The sequence below is a fragment of the Microcoleus sp. Pol11C2 genome (assembly GCF_036701505.1).
GTDB lineage: Bacteria > Cyanobacteriota > Cyanobacteriia > Cyanobacteriales > Microcoleaceae > Microcoleus.
The window spans coordinates 41,304-55,350 of record NZ_JAUBQX010000024.1 but is presented as its reverse complement, the minus strand read 5'-3'; the positions used below and the strand labels follow the sequence as shown (position 1 = coordinate 55,350).

At 47.1% G+C, this 14,047-nt stretch carries 13 protein-coding genes; 6 read left to right on the top strand and 7 right to left on the bottom strand.

Annotation, left to right across the window (positions count from 1 at the left end; translation table 11 throughout):
• The first annotated feature begins 51 nt into the window (after positions 1 to 51).
• Positions 52 to 1,779 (top strand): phosphatase PAP2 family protein, encoded by a 1,728-nt coding sequence (locus QUA42_RS15635; RefSeq protein ID WP_333138068.1) that lies wholly within the window; start codon positions 52 to 54, stop codon positions 1,777 to 1,779.
• 106 nt (positions 1,780 to 1,885) lie between these two features.
• On the opposite strand, the gene QUA42_RS15630 is transcribed toward QUA42_RS15635, so the two are convergent.
• Entirely contained in the window at positions 1,886 to 4,834 is a 2,949-nt protein-coding gene (locus QUA42_RS15630; RefSeq protein WP_333138067.1) for a glycerol-3-phosphate acyltransferase, read from the bottom strand.
• A gap of 211 nt (positions 4,835 to 5,045) precedes the next feature.
• Between QUA42_RS15630 and psb35 the strand changes: the two genes are divergently transcribed.
• Positions 5,046 to 5,258, top strand: a complete 213-nt coding sequence (gene psb35 / locus QUA42_RS15625) for a photosystem II assembly protein Psb35 (protein ID WP_333138098.1) — start codon at positions 5,046 to 5,048, stop codon at positions 5,256 to 5,258.
• Positions 5,259 to 5,660: 402 nt separating this feature from the next.
• Here the strand turns inward: psb35 and QUA42_RS15620 are convergent, their stop codons facing one another.
• The 3 genes from QUA42_RS15620 to QUA42_RS27810 are packed head-to-tail and all read right to left on the bottom strand — an operon-like array spanning position 5,661 to position 7,691.
• On the bottom strand, positions 5,661 to 7,313 hold the full coding sequence (locus QUA42_RS15620; protein ID WP_333138066.1) for a PP2C family protein-serine/threonine phosphatase: 1,653 nt from the start codon (positions 7,311 to 7,313) through the stop codon (positions 5,661 to 5,663).
• Positions 7,297 to 7,554, bottom strand: coding sequence for an MHYT domain-containing protein (locus tag QUA42_RS27815; protein WP_445301323.1), 258 nt, complete (start codon positions 7,552 to 7,554; stop codon positions 7,297 to 7,299). The genes QUA42_RS15620 and QUA42_RS27815 overlap by 17 nt, the downstream gene beginning before the upstream one ends.
• Positions 7,548 to 7,691: a hypothetical protein gene (locus tag QUA42_RS27810; protein WP_445301324.1), complete on the bottom strand. Its 144-nt coding sequence runs from the start codon at positions 7,689 to 7,691 to the stop codon at positions 7,548 to 7,550. Before QUA42_RS27810 ends, QUA42_RS27815 begins: the two co-directional genes overlap by 7 nt.
• A 7-nt stretch (positions 7,692 to 7,698) precedes the next feature.
• Here QUA42_RS27810 and QUA42_RS15615 point away from each other — a divergent pair, with 7 nt between their 5' ends.
• Positions 7,699 to 7,857 carry a hypothetical protein gene (locus tag QUA42_RS15615; protein WP_333138065.1) on the top strand — a complete coding sequence of 53 codons (159 nt, stop codon included), beginning with the start codon at positions 7,699 to 7,701 and terminating at the stop codon, positions 7,855 to 7,857.
• A 238-nt stretch (positions 7,858 to 8,095) separates the two neighbouring features.
• Here the strand turns inward: QUA42_RS15615 and QUA42_RS15610 are convergent, their stop codons facing one another.
• The 3 genes from QUA42_RS15610 to QUA42_RS15600 form a co-directional block, all read right to left on the bottom strand.
• The gene (locus tag QUA42_RS15610; RefSeq protein WP_333138097.1) at positions 8,096 to 8,392 is read right to left on the bottom strand and encodes a PP2C family protein-serine/threonine phosphatase; all 297 of its coding nucleotides are present in this window, start codon (positions 8,390 to 8,392) and stop codon (positions 8,096 to 8,098) included.
• Positions 8,393 to 9,019: 627 nt separating this feature from the next.
• A complete protein-coding gene (locus QUA42_RS15605; RefSeq protein ID WP_333138064.1) occupies positions 9,020 to 9,592 on the bottom strand; it encodes a DUF6658 family protein in 573 nt (190 codons plus the stop codon).
• A 233-nt stretch (positions 9,593 to 9,825) separates the two neighbouring features.
• Positions 9,826 to 10,563 (bottom strand): DUF2993 domain-containing protein, encoded by a 738-nt coding sequence (locus QUA42_RS15600; RefSeq protein ID WP_333138063.1) that lies wholly within the window; start codon positions 10,561 to 10,563, stop codon positions 9,826 to 9,828.
• Positions 10,564 to 10,839: 276 nt separating this feature from the next.
• On the opposite strand from QUA42_RS15600, the gene QUA42_RS15595 reads away from it, so the two are divergent.
• The 3 genes from QUA42_RS15595 to QUA42_RS15585 all read left to right on the top strand — a co-directional run bounded on the left by QUA42_RS15595 (position 10,840) and on the right by QUA42_RS15585 (position 13,970).
• Positions 10,840 to 12,252, top strand: coding sequence for an HD domain-containing phosphohydrolase (locus tag QUA42_RS15595; protein WP_333138062.1), 1,413 nt, complete (start codon positions 10,840 to 10,842; stop codon positions 12,250 to 12,252).
• A 241-nt stretch (positions 12,253 to 12,493) separates the two neighbouring features.
• Positions 12,494 to 13,087 carry a pentapeptide repeat-containing protein gene (locus tag QUA42_RS15590; protein ID WP_333138061.1) on the top strand — a complete coding sequence of 198 codons (594 nt, stop codon included), beginning with the start codon at positions 12,494 to 12,496 and terminating at the stop codon, positions 13,085 to 13,087.
• A 127-nt stretch (positions 13,088 to 13,214) separates the two neighbouring features.
• The gene (locus QUA42_RS15585) at positions 13,215 to 13,970 is read left to right on the top strand and encodes a DUF2993 domain-containing protein (protein ID WP_333138060.1); all 756 of its coding nucleotides are present in this window, start codon (positions 13,215 to 13,217) and stop codon (positions 13,968 to 13,970) included.
• Positions 13,971 to 14,047: the final 77 nt, after the last annotated feature.

Below are 14,047 nucleotides of genomic sequence, written 5' to 3'. Positions count from 1 at the left end.
TACAGATGGTACGAACCTTTGCGCTTTAATCAAAATATCCAATAAATAAACATGGCATCCCTCACCCCTAGTCCTAAATTTGACTATCTCGAAGGAACCATCCAACCAGACAGATTTAACGCCTTGGATGGCAACGACATAATTTATGCCAACAGCGGAGACGACTATCTCGAAGGCGATGTAGGTAAAGACAAAATCTGCGGCGACCAAGGCAACGATACGATTGTTGGTGGTGCAGACGACGACATTCTCTGGGGGGGCAAAGGCAGCGACCTAATTAGTGGCGATTCCGGCAAAGATCTCATCTATGCGGGCGCAGGTAGCGATACCGTGAGCGCCGGCACAGGCGATGATATCTTTGCCATTGCTAAAGGCAGCGGTGGCCCAACTGTAGCTACAGCCGACTACATCGCCGACTTCGGCAACGGCAATGACAAAATTCGATTGCTAGACGGCCTCAGCTTTGAAAATTTAAACATCCAGCCCGGCACCGGCACCAACAGCAACAGCACCGTAATTCAAGACAAACTCACGGGCGAGTATTTAGTAGTATTGGCGGGAGTCAACAGCAACACAATCAACCGCGACCAATTCACAAATCAGCTATCGGGAAACCCTGTCATTGAGTGGAATGGAGTCATGCTGAATGCAGTGCGAACAGCCAGTACCGCGCCTCCCCTCGCCTCCCGCAACATGGCAATGGTTCACGCAGCCATTTACGATGCTGTTAACTCGATCAGCAAAAAATACACCCCTTACCTCGTGGAAATAGACCCACCCGCAGGTACATCAGCAGAAGCAGCCACCGCCGCGGCCGCCCACCGCGTCTTAGTCACCCTCTACCCAGCGCAAGCAGCCACATTCAACGAAGCATACGCATCGTCTTTAGCTAAAATTACCGACGGTAAAGCCAAACAAGACGGGATTGCCCTCGGACAGCAAGTTGCCGACCAAATTATCAGTTCGCGGAGTACAGACGGCATCACGAAAGTAGTGCAGTACACCCCCAAAACCGACCTTGGCAGTTGGGTGCCGACTCCCCCCGCCCTTGCCGCCGCGCTGGCACCACAGTGGGCAGAAGTTACTCCCTTTGCCATGACTAGCGGTTCTCAGTTCCGCCCGGCCGGCCCGCCCGCCCTTGACAGCGCCCAGTACGCAGAGGAAGTTAACTACATCAAAGAAATCGGCAAAAGTGACAGCCTCACGCGCACCCCAGACCAAACAGTCATCGCCAAATTCTGGGCCAACGGCGCTGGGACGTTTACGCCTCCGGGCCACTGGAACCAAATCGCCGAAGAAACAGCGACTCTCACCGGCCAATCCTTAGAAGATAGCGCCCGCTTGTTCGCCCTGCTAAATTTTGCCCTCGCCGATGCAGCTATTAGCTGCTGGGATGCCAAGTATGAGTACAACTTGTGGCGGCCGGTGACAGCTATTCGCCAAGCAGACACAGACAACAATCCGAACACGACAGCCGACACCTTATGGACTCCGCTGATAACTACTCCGCCGTTCCCTGAGTACACGTCGGGCCACAGTACATTTAGCGGTGCAGCAGATGCAGTTATGACCTCTGTATTGGGTTCAGATTTTGGCTTTGCAGATAGGGGAGACAGGACTGTCAACACTTTGCGAACCTTTGAAAACTTCAGCGAAGCGGCCGACGAATCGGGCATGAGTCGCCTTTACGGAGGCATTCATTTCATGAGTGCTAACGTAAATGGTTTAAGTGTGGGTAGAAATGTGGGGAACTATGTTGTCGAGAATTTCTTAGTCTAAGAAACTAGGACTTGGAGATACAGCAGATTCCACGTTTATGAAGCTGTAGGGAGACGGCAGTGCCGTCTCCCTACGTACAAACAAGTTTTTACCTTATTCTTTCCGTTTATTCGAGCAGTTCTACAGTGCCGAGATACCCATCTACTCGGACTTTTTGACCGTCTCGCAAGCGTGTTGTAGCTTCAGAAATATTCATAACTGCGGGAATTTTGTACTCGCGAGCGATTATTGATCCGTGAGATAGTTGACCGCCAACTTCGGCGATAATTGCTGTTGCTCCTAATAGCAGCGGTGCCCAACCTGCATCGGTGTAAGGAACTACTGCGATCGCATTTTCTCCTAAATCCGTGCTGGCGGTGCGGCAAATCTTGACAAAGCCTTCGACACGACCAATACTTGCTGGAATTCCCTGGATGATATTAGTTTCCGATGTTGCCAGTTCGATCGCCCTTGTCTGAGAATTTGGCAGCAAATTGCCGTAGACAACAGGGGGAATCGGGCCATCGCGATCGGCTAGCAGGCGATCGCGCCTTTCCCTAATTGTCTCCTGAAAAGAAACACTCGCGCCGCTGCGAATCCACTGCTGAATTTCGCCAAATTCCAGATAAAAAATATCCCCGCTTTCCTCAAAGACCTGCATTGCCAATCCGCAAGCTTCAATCTCCAAAAAAGTCCAGCGCAGGTGAGCCAACAACCGCGCGTAAATTTCGCTAATTTCGTTTTTGACGATCGCTCTTGCCTGACATTTATCTAGTCGCCACTTCTGCCCAAAAGTCAAGCCTAATTTCCGCTTTTCGACTAAATTAGTTTCGCCTTTTTGAGCCATAGTTATTAGCAGTTTTTTGTAGATTTCCGGCTGTTCTCGCCAAGTAGGAACAGCAATATCCGTTCCCACCTCGCTCAAATATCCGTAAACATCAAGCCACTTTTCAAAGTCTGCTTGTAAAGCCGGAGTTTCCGCAAATGTCTGTGCTAAATTTGCGACTGAAACAGTTTCGTCATGCTGCGAAACAGCAGCTTGTCGCAATTTATGAGCCAACTGCTGCAAAGCTCGCACAGAAGCAATTTCAGGAGCGCTGTTATTGTCGAGCCATTCATCGGAAACGCGAAAAATCGCCTTGCGAATAGCAAGCCCGATCGGCCCTAATATATTGTAGTAAGTAATCGGTTTCAGCCACTCCTGAATTTGCTCCGCTCTCTCCAACAATTCCGTTAAATCCGTTGCCGAACTTCCCTCTTTTTTCTCCAGACTTTGGAGTGCGGGGAGGAAAATAGAAGTACGATCGCCCTTAAATTCTGCATTGAGCGCCCTCTCTCGCTGCACCAGACGCCACAAACCAGGCAAATTCGGCAAAATCTTCCCCAAAGGCGGCTTGCCCATCTTTTGCCCTCTGAGCAAAAATTCCAAACCCTGCTCCGGCAATCCCATCATCCGAAAAATTTCGCCCAACAAAGTCGCATTAAAATAGGCGTGAGAACCCAGCAAAGTTGCCGTTTCATTAAAGTTTAAGCCGATCGCGCGATCGCCCAAAACCACCTGAAAAATCTCTCCCCAAACCCCGCAAGTCAGGGGCCGGTTAATCGACCAAGTTAGCGGGCGAATTGCACCGGGAATCACTTCGGCTGCAATAGTGCGCGTCCAAAAAGGCTGTAAATTAGTAATCGGGCGGCTTTGCAAAATCCACACTTTTTCCCCGTCCCAACTCCACTCAATATCCTGCGGAATTCCGTGAAAAAATGCTTCAATTGCTTGCGCTTGTTTCGCCAATTCTGCTATAATCGATTGAGCAATAATTGAATTACTTTGAAGTTCATTTAATTGTTTTTCTAATAATTCAGGTTTACTAAAATCAATTTCTAAGTGAACCGGAGTACATTGTCCGCTGACAACCGCTTCGGCTCCTCCCGGTAAAGCTTCTATAATTACCTGGGAACCACCATCTAAAGGATTGCGACTGAACATCACTCCCGCAAATTCGCTGTCAATATAAGGCTGAATTAATACAGCAATTTGGGTGTCGGGCAATTGTCGCTGTCGGCGGTAAGCCACAGCTTCGGAAGTCCAATAAGACTGGCGACAGCGATTAATTGCATCGAGCAATTCTGATTTAGTTGAAACAGGCCCAATGGTTTGATATTGTCCAGCCGCGGAACTAAGATCCCCGTCTTCTCCTGCAGCCGAAGAGCGAACAATCATTCGATTTTGGATTTGGGATTTTAGATTTTGGATTAAAACATCAATACTTGACAAATGATCGGCATTTTTATTTTCCCCTCTTCCTTCTTTCTTCTTGCTTCCATCCGTTAAATCCCGTACATTGCTCGTTGCAGAACTTCCTGCTTCATTCGAGGGCAATATAAAACCAGTAGGTACGTTAAAACCTGCGCGTTTGAGTTGAGACAATTTAGCCGCTTTATCGCCGCAGATTGCAGCATCTAACGAGTCATCAAGAGAAAACAATTGATCAGATTTAGATAAAGCCATATCATCACCCTGACTGAAATTAATTGCTGCTAACAACAAAGCTAATCCTGCTGCTGCTAAAAATTCGGGCATTGATTGTCGCCACACCCAAACCCAGATTGGGGTACACAGACACCCGCAACGGGAAGCAAAGAGTCTCGCCCGATCGCCCTCACCCCACCACCGCTGTGCCAAACCCCACACCAGCAGCCCCCAAAAGCCCGATGATACAGCCATCGGCGGCGAAAATACCAAAAGACCCCAAACAGCGTTGGTCACGCCTCCACCTCGGGCGATCGCATATCTGCCCGCCACCAGCGGAATTAACAGGGCGATCGCGATCGCAGGTGCATCCGGGAAGCAAAATCGCCCCGCCAAAACCGGCAAAATACCCCTGGCAATTTCCGCCAACACCGCCGCAATTCCCGCTAATTTCCCCCCGTGAATGAAAGCAGCAGACACCCCCACATTCCCCGTGCCCAGCGCCCTCAAATCTCGGTGGCTAAACACTCGCACCGCCCATCCCGTTAGCGGTAAAGCACCCAGGCTGAAACTAGCAGCCAACAGCAATGCTATTGTCCCCAACGGCATAAAATCAGCTCTCCTATTTTCAAGCTCTAAACATTATGACGGCAATTATGTCAATTTTTCTGTCTTCCGATATATCAACCACACGTCCTTAGCACTTAAGATAATGTAAAAGTAGAGTAGATAAGGATTTAGCCTAATGATAGATATCAGCGTGACCACTCCCCTAGCAGTTGTTGTTGCACCCATCAAGCAAGTAATGATTGAGCTGCTGATGCAGCAGCCCGTGCCGGAATCAAGTGTCAGCTTGAGCACTCCAATATTAGTTCTTGTTGCTGGCTTTATTGCTGCAGCTACGATCGGCTCGATCGCCTGGTATAACTCCAAGCGTCCCCCCGGTTGGGAAGCTAAAGAACGCCCTGATTTTGTACCGAAAGTTGATAAAGACGATTTGATTGCTGAGGTTTCTGATTCAAAGAAAAAATAGAACAAAGCTGTTTGAGATCAAAAAAAGCTTTGATAGGAATAGAAATTACCCTTGCATATCTATCGGGTAGGGTGCGCCTCGGCGCGCCTTACGCTATGTAGAAAGGCTTTGAGTGAATAGTTTTAATTGACCGAAAGCACTAATGTCAATAAAGGGAGCGCTCATCCCACGATCGATCGCTTTCTTTACATTGATGCAATATATCATTAGATAGATTTAATCATAGAAATTGATAAGTTGACTACAGCTTTGGAGTTATCTTGAAATTAAACCTCTTTTGGGGGGCTGCGTTTGAGATATCTCACCACCTCTTCGTAAATTTGACTGCTAAGGCGATCGCGCCGCCAACCATTTTCCCGTTTCCTGTCATCAGTTTATTGTTTTGACGTATTTGCGATCGATCTAAACCAATGGGGCTGCTTGAGGTAGTGACTCTGTTGCTACGCCTAATTCCGTCCGCTTCAAAACCAGCAGCGTAATATCATCAAATACTTTTTGATTGCCGATATGTCGCCGCACATCGTCAATCACCGCTTGCTTGATTTCTTGTGCCGATAAATGCCAGTTTTTGCTCAGGACTTCACACATCGGCTCAACGCCATATTGTTTTTTGTTAATGTCTTTTGCTTCGGGAATACCATCGGTATATAGCACTATCCCCTCTCCTAGCTGTAGCTCAATTGAAATGTGGCTGATGAACTCAGCAATGTCATCGTCAAGGGCAATGGGAAAACCTAAATCCATCGTATCGATACGTTCAACCTGTCCACCGTTTCGCACAATAATGGTTTCTTCATGCTGACCGCTAATACTGACAAGTCCTTGGGAGTAATTTAAAATCCCTAGGGTGAGGCTTTTGTGAGATTTCATGCGCTGCACGTTTTTGTAAAGGGTGCGGTTGAGCGCATCTAAGAAGCGAACCGGATCAGTTTCGCCGATTTCCTTGAGGGTGCGAACAGCGGTTTGCGCCATCAGCATCAAGATACCGCTTTCAAGTCCATGTCCAGTGACATCCCCGATGCCCAGAGTGACTACGCCATCGGTGTTTAAGACATCATAGTAGTCGCCACCGACTTCATCGGCTGCCTCCATATATCCGGCAATATCGAGTCCGTCGATTTCCAATTCCTCAGCATTGGGCAGAATCATCTGCTGCATCTGACGCACAATATCCAATTCCGCACCCATGCGGAGATTGTCTTCCTTGAGTCTCTCGTTGAGGGTATCTAACTTTTGCGCGGATTCCGCCAGTTGCTTTATGGCTTGTTCGAGTCGATCGGATTGTACGAAGATCGATTGGTCAAAAACATCAAGCAACTGCGTCAAAGTCGCTACTTTGGATTTAAGCTGCGCTAGCTCCTGCTCAGTGTTTCTTGTGAATATTTGCCTAGAGGCTGTAGCAGATTCATCTTTTTGAGCGAAGACAGCTCCTCGATAGAAGGGCAGCAGTGCTGTCTTGACGTTCAGCGCCAGAGTGCTGAACATCTGAGCGGTGCTATGGGGAATCTGGACTTTCAAGAACATGATAATTGCAAACATATTGCCTGAAGGTAATAGACCACCAAACCCCAACACAGACTTGATTCCGAAGGGAATCACAAAGGAGTCCTGAGCGGGAATATAGGGGCTGCCAATCGCTTCAGGTACATAGAAGACGTTGTATTTCCTCTGCTCGATTTCTACCAAAAGATTCGGGTCAGGGTTGATAACTGTTTTTATATCTAAGCCGAGCTGTTTGATGAGTTGTGAGATCATCGGCATCTGAGCTACTACAGATTCGCTTGCCAGTGGAATAGCCTTGTGTCCAACGGATGTATTTCTTGAGTTCCATTCGGTTTGTTCTCCTACCGTTGCCAGTAGAGTCATGCACTTCATGGCAGGCAAAGGGGGATAGTGGTCCAACATACTACGGGCATACTCGGCAAGTTCGACTTCTAAGTCTTCATAAGGGTGAGTTTTGAACAAACGGACGAGGGCGCAGGATTTCTCACCAGTTGGCTTAGTACAGAAATTTTCGTAAAGATACCTAACAATTCTGTTACTCGCCTCTTCCATACTTTCCACCCCCAAGCCGAACTGGCGTAGAGCCCACCCGCATTCGGCCATGTCCCTTAAAGTGAATCTCGTCAAGTCGTACATCGGACTTCCTTATATATTTGGAAATAACGGCAACTAAGAAAGACAGTGCCACAATCCAGTAATTATGGTGCATTTCGGCAGGTACTCGCATCGTCGCCATGCCAATATAAAGCATACTTCCAATGCCAGAACCGATGAAAATACCGGGGATTAACAATGAGAATCTGTGTGCAAAACCTGGAGGCAAGCTATAGAAGGCGATACCACATGCAATGACTGCGAGACAATCACAATGGGTAAATCGTAGGCGATCGCTACTGCCAGGTGATCAGCCACCTTTCCTATCAAGTGCATTTCCCAGATGCCCGTTCCCATTGTCAAAGAACCACAAATTAACCAATATAAGCGAATATTTTTACCATTTAATCGAGATAATGACTCGATTAAATGGCAAGGTGGTATAGGAGGCAAGAAGGGCAATAATAATGATGAAAAAAATGACGAAAAAGCTCGTATTTAACTACCATTAATAGATTAGTCTCCTAAAAAATAGGACTGTGACTATCGCTTGGAGGTTCTCTTGAGATTCAGCCTCTTTTGGAGGGCGACTTTTGAGATATCTCACCACTTTTTCGTACGTAAATTTGATTGCTAAGGCGATCGCCCCGCCGACCATTTTCCTGTTTCATGTCATAATTTTATTTTTTCAAGGTATTGGCGATGGCTCTAAAGCAATGCGGTGACTGGAGGCTGTGACTTTACTTTTTTTCTAGACCTAATTCCCTCCGCTTCAAAACCAAAAATGTGATGTCATCAAACACTTTTTGATTGCCGATATGTCGCCGCACATCGTCAATCACCGCTTGCTTGATTTTTTGTGCCGATAAATGCCAGTTTTTGCTCAGGACTTCACACATCGGCTCAACGCCATATTGTTTTTTGTGAATGTCTTTTGCTTCGGGAATACCATCGGTATATAGTACGATACCATCTCCTAGCTGTAGCTCAATTGAAATGTGGCTGATGAACTCAGCAATCTCATCGTGGAGGGCGATAGGAAAAATTTTTCCCTCGCAAGCGACACCAATCTGTCGGGAGAGATCAGGGCAAAACTTCTGATATAGAAAGATTCAATACCACCCTGATGCCAATGAGTTCTCGCTATTGTAATAAAAACTCGGTCATTTTATAAAAAGCTTTCCAATCATGTGGGAGCTATCGGGTATTTTATCCATCATTACAATCCTTCTTTACGCCTAAAAGTGTTTGGGGGTTTTTGTTGAGCTGTAAAACAATTTTAAAATTTAAGTTTTACAACGGAACTTTCGTTGGCATCGTCAGCTAATTCACTGCGAACAAATGTCGAGTTTAGCACAGCTAGTCGCTGGAGTCGCTCACGAAATTAACAACCCAGTCAGTTTAATTTATGATAAAACAGTTCATGTTGCTTAATATGTTTAAGATTTATTCAACCTGATTAAAATTAACAAGAAATACAGTTGGGAATTCGCCGTCAAAATCCCAGAATATGTAAAATATATTGCTCTGCATCATATCAAAAAAGTGTAAATTTTGTAAAGCAGGTAGCAGCTCTACAAGCGTTTATCTGGTTTAAATAAATTATATTATTTATGTAGGGGCTAGTTTCATACAGCCCCTACATAAATTTTGGTTCTGCTAGCTTATTTTTGCAGCGGATTGAGTTTCGTAACGGAACTTTCCTTGGCATCTTCAGCGCTATCTTTGAGGAAACCAGAAGCATCCTTAAACGCTGCGCCTACTCTCTCTAAAATATTGGCATCGGGATCGCTGCGGTCGAATACGGGTTGAGCCTTAGCAGGCTGTCCGTCTGGGGCTTCTAACAGAGTTTTATCTCCGCCGAGTTCGAGGTCGAACTTGTCAGTTTCCATCGGTGCAGAACCAGGATAAAGCAGCTTTGAGGAATTAGTTTCACCGGTAGTCGCAGCCAGGAGACGATCGCCCACGAGCGACAAATCAGCCCGATTCTTTTCTGCTTGAGCAGGCGACTGATTTACTTTAGGATCGGTAGATGTTTTATAATTCGTGTATCCATCACCGCCACCCTTGTGAGGATTATTCATTCCTCCAGCTTGAACGGGAGGATTGTCAGGCCGAGCACCTCGAACATCGCCGGAATTACAAGCGGTGCTGGTAAACAGCAGCACACCTGCAATCAATACAGTCAAAAATTGACCGATACGCAGTCTTTTAAAAAAAGCAGTTACAGTGTTCACAGAATTTTTCCTATTTTTTACTACCACTTGTTAAGAGTAAAAGTAAACTCCCCATGCCTGCCTCTAACGGCGGTGATATTTTGGTGCGGGTTGCTATCCACTCTTTTATAACTTTAGAGGGATTTCATAGACTGGGGAGTTTTTTCCAAAGCAAAGCATAATGGTAGGGTGCCCAGTTCCAATAGTTGCTGGAATTGAAGAGCTTTTTTGTTTCTGACACACCCTAGAACCTGCTAATTAGGGAATTGTTCTACTTTCGCTTCAGCTTGCAAAGTCAGCAAACCAGCTTCCACATTTAGCTGCTGAACCCGCAGGGACATTCCCTCAATTTCAAAATTTCGCAAGTTTAAAACTTCACCAGCTTTGTCCGCCAAAGCTTCAGTTAACTCCGGCGAAAATTCCTGGTTTTCAGGATACTCGACATCCTGAAGAGAAATTGCCCAACCGTCCGCTGCGATCTGAGGTTTTGCTGTAAAATAAATTTTTTCAGTTGAGGCAGTTTCCCGCACCAATACCTCAGCATTTAAAGCTATTTTTCCGGCTAGCAATTGGCACTCAATAGTTTTAACGTCTATTGTCTGCTGTTGTCCCTCAACAGTAACTTTCAAGTTTTTCAGTTTTCTGCTGATGTATTCGGAATTAAAAGCGCGGTTGATATCGCTTTCTGTTAAAACTGCGCGCGCCCCACCGAAGGCAGGCCCGTTCAATTCAATTTTGCCAAACATAGCGGTGAGGGGATTGACAGCAATATCCTTGACGTGGATTTGCAATTCTTCCACGCGCAAATCTTGTTGCATTACCAATCCTTTGCCCTCAACAACAACGGCCTCTACTGAACCCTGGGCGAGCTGAATCGGATCTGTGTTAACTGTCACAGACAAAGTTTCGGATTCGTCTAATTTGCTAGTAATAGCAATCTCGGCCACTTTGTCGATCGCCTGTTCCCCTAAACTTCTATTTTGTTGAAGCACGCTCAGAATTCCTAATAATCTTGTTTAAAAAATAGTAGTTAATATTTAAGTCATTTACCGTCTTCCTCCCGGCAGGTTTATCGTCTGAAAAAAAACTCAGCCAAAGACAGAGGGTTTTCAGAAAATTACTAAAATTAATCAGGTACTCTTCGGCGCACTCTAAATTGACTCGGTTGCGAAGCGGTGAAAAATCAAAAACTCGGATTTTTGCCAAAAGTCTTTTCGAGAAGTTCGATCGCCCGCTACAATAAGTAAGAGCCGGCACCGCTTTTTGCAATGAATTCAGAATCAACTCTCGCTAGACTACAAGCTACACTTCCCGACGGAAAACTGCCTTCTAGCTACGGGGTATACTTCAAAAACACCCTAGTAGCCCTATGTCACGCCCTAGAAGACCACATTTTGCAAACCAGTGGCGGGGACAAGAGCGAACTCCAACCCTTAGTTTTGGTGACGTTTCAGCAGGGTAAATGGTATTTACAGGAAGCCGATCGCTACCTAGATATTGCTAATGCCTCTCGGCGCGTTGTCATAGGTGCAGTAGCCGACAGCGGTTTCGCTACCCACAAAACCGGGCAATTAGAAAATGTATCTTTAATAAATCTCGATGAGAGCGACCCTTTAATCCAAGAATGGAATTTAATCATCCTCGCCCCGACATACAAAGCAATGGTGCTTTGCCGCGAACTTTCAGACGAGGAATACTTGCCCGAGGGCAAGCCCGAAGTAGATACAGAACGAAAGTTCTACGGTTTGTGGTCGTTTGACCAGTCTTTGGTTTCCGCTGCTGCAGAAATTTTTATAGAACAGACGCGATATTACAACTCTCCCCTGGCCGACAGTTTGCTGGAAATGCACCACGAAATCCTGGCTACCAAAGGCCCGCCCTTGGCCGACATTAGTGGCGTGGTATCGCGGATAGTCACTTACCTGCAAAGTTCTCAGCAGCAAATGGTAGCAATTAACCGCCAAACCCGCGAGTTGTGGGAATTGGAAGGTCAAGCTTTGCGCGTCAGCCGCAATTTGAACGCTAACAAACTTCAAGCTTTTCTGCGGATGGCCCAGCGCGTGGACGAACGCGATACCGCAAACCCTACAGCCTCTTTGCAGGTGGCGGCTTTGTCGGAAACTTTGGGTCAACTGCTGGATTTGCCGGCTTTGCAGTTGCGGAGGCTGCGGCTGGCTGGATTGCTATTTCGAGTCGGCTTAGTTTCTGCCCCAAATGAGGTGTTCGATCGCACTCCCGATGCTTTCGACCCAGCAACTTTCTCATTTTGGCGCGATCGCAGTTTCATTGGTTCCCAACTGCTGCAAGCAATGCCGGAACTAGCACCTGTGGCGGAAATTGTCAAGCACCAACTCGAATATTGGGACGGCAGCGGCAGGCCAGAGGGTTTGCGAGGCGAAACAATACCCGTTGCTTCGCGGATTTTGGGGTTGGTCGCTGATTTTCAAGAATTGACTCAACCGCGTGGCGATCGTCCAGCTTTGAGTTTGAGCGAAGCTTTGGAAGAGTGCCGCGAACTGTCTGGCACTCGCTTCGATCCGGCTTTGGTGGAAACTCTCAGCAACGTCGTCAGGCTGGCAGAAATGGGTTTGATGGAGTTACCGAACCGCCCGAGCCAACTGCCTAACGTGTGGTTGGAGGATGTGGGCGATCGAACGACCGCGACCGCTCCGGCATTATAAAATAACTGGATGGGTAATGGGCGATCGGTAATTGGTAATGGGGAACTTGTACAGAGCTTGTGCTGAGCGCAGCCGAAGTGCCTAGCCGAATTATTGGGCATTTAAAACTCAGCACAAAATCTTTTCCAACACTACACAAAATCAGCCTGTGCTTGCTAAGCGCACCCTAACACTGGGAGTTGTAGCAGCAGCCGGTCTGTGCGCTAATGACTAATGACTAATGACTAATGACTAAAAACTAATGACTAATGACCTCGAAGCCATACGAAAAGGCAAAATTTTGATGTTGGCCGGCACTAATTTAGCCGGAAAAGACTTAGCCGGAGCCGATCTCGCCGGTGCTAACTTGTCTCAAGCCAATTTGAGTGGAGCTAATCTCGCCGGCGCTAACTTGCAGCGGGCCGTATTGCGAGCCAACCTCAGAGGTGCTGACTTGAGCGGCGCTGACTTGCGAGGCGCTGATTTTCGCAATGCCGATTTGCGGGGAGCTTCCTTCGCTAACGCTTTAGTCCGCGACGCAAGTTTTGGGGGTGCTTTTTTGACGGGGGCATCCATCGGCAATTTGGATTTGAGCGGTGTCGATTTTCGTGGCGCCGATTTGCGGGGCGCTGCTTTGGCTCGGGCAATTTTGCTTGGTGCCGATTTGAGCAATGCCAATTTGTCCGGCGCTGATTTGTCGGGAGCTGACTTGGAAGAAGCGATCCTGAATGGAGCCGTACTGCGCGGCGCTAACCTGACGGGGGCTAATTTGCTTTGTGCCATGATCGAACAAACCCTTTGGGATGGAGCGTTGCTCGATCGCGCCTGTCTCCAAGGCACCCCCCTGAGCCTTTAAATTTCAACAATGTTGTTTTGAAGACAGACAAAAAACAAGATCTGCTTATGAGGTGAATAAGCACAAGCAATTTTTACATTTCTTAATATGAGGTTATAATGGCGACTGTAGATGAGCAAACGAATAAATGGTAGCAGCTTTGTTTAGCGGTACATCCTTTCAAGGTCAAAGTGGCGATCGCCTTGTTAGTAAAGTAGCAGGAGCTGCGATCGCAGCCTTATTCAAGCGTTCTGAAAAGGCCGAGGCCAACATCCGAGTCGAACCAGTAGCCAAACTCTTGCAGGGAAGCATCGACGGTTTCGACTTCGTTGGCAAAGGTATGTTGATGTACAACGGCCTTCGCATAGAAGTGATGGAACTCTACCTGCAAGCACTCTCCATTGATTTTGGAGCGATTTTTGCAGGTCAAGTGAAATTGCGGCAGCCTACCCAGGCAAATATGCGAGTAGTCTTAAGTCGATCGGATTTAACCACCTCATTCAATACACCTTTTGTAGTTGAAAAACTCCAGAAGCTGAAGTACCAAGAGCAATCTCTGCACTTTCAAAAAACTGAAGTCAGCTTCGGAACTGACAAATCAATTCGGCTTCAGTCCGAAATTACCGTAGGCGATGCCAGCGAACCGGTCAAAATAGATATTACTGCTCAATTACAAGTAGAAGACAGACGCAAAATCCAATTTGTCAGCGTTACTTACGGCGGTGACGAGCAAGCAGTAGACTTGGGCCAAGCTATAATTGCCCACGTAAATAACTTGCTAGACTTAGACAAATTTGCCTTAGAAGGCACTCAACTGCGAGTAGACCGCTGCCGAGTTCAGAACGACGAGCTGGTTTTCTATGGTTGGGCTGGTATCGAACAGTTTCCCAAAGGCAAGCGCTAAACCTCAGCAGGCTGAGGTTTGCCCAGCCATCTAGTTTGGAAAAAGAGCATTTTCAGTTAGCAAACAACCCGCACCGG

Coding starts and splice junctions, on each gene's coding strand:
- QUA42_RS15635 (WP_333138068.1), top strand. CDS start 52: ATGGCATCCCTCACCCCTAGTCCTAAATTTGACTATCTCGAAGGAACC.
- QUA42_RS15630 (WP_333138067.1), bottom strand. CDS start 4,834: ATGCCGTTGGGGACAATAGCATTGCTGTTGGCTGCTAGTTTCAGCCTG.
- psb35 (WP_333138098.1), top strand. CDS start 5,046: ATGCAGCAGCCCGTGCCGGAATCAAGTGTCAGCTTGAGCACTCCAATA.
- QUA42_RS15620 (WP_333138066.1), bottom strand. CDS start 7,313: ATGGAAGAGGCGAGTAACAGAATTGTTAGGTATCTTTACGAAAATTTC.
- QUA42_RS27810 (WP_445301324.1), bottom strand. CDS start 7,691: ATGCACTTGATAGGAAAGGTGGCTGATCACCTGGCAGTAGCGATCGCC.
- QUA42_RS15615 (WP_333138065.1), top strand. CDS start 7,699: ATGCCCGTTCCCATTGTCAAAGAACCACAAATTAACCAATATAAGCGA.
- QUA42_RS15595 (WP_333138062.1), top strand. CDS start 10,840: ATGAATTCAGAATCAACTCTCGCTAGACTACAAGCTACACTTCCCGAC.
- QUA42_RS15590 (WP_333138061.1), top strand. CDS start 12,494: ATGACTAATGACCTCGAAGCCATACGAAAAGGCAAAATTTTGATGTTG.
- QUA42_RS15585 (WP_333138060.1), top strand. CDS start 13,215: ATGGTAGCAGCTTTGTTTAGCGGTACATCCTTTCAAGGTCAAAGTGGC.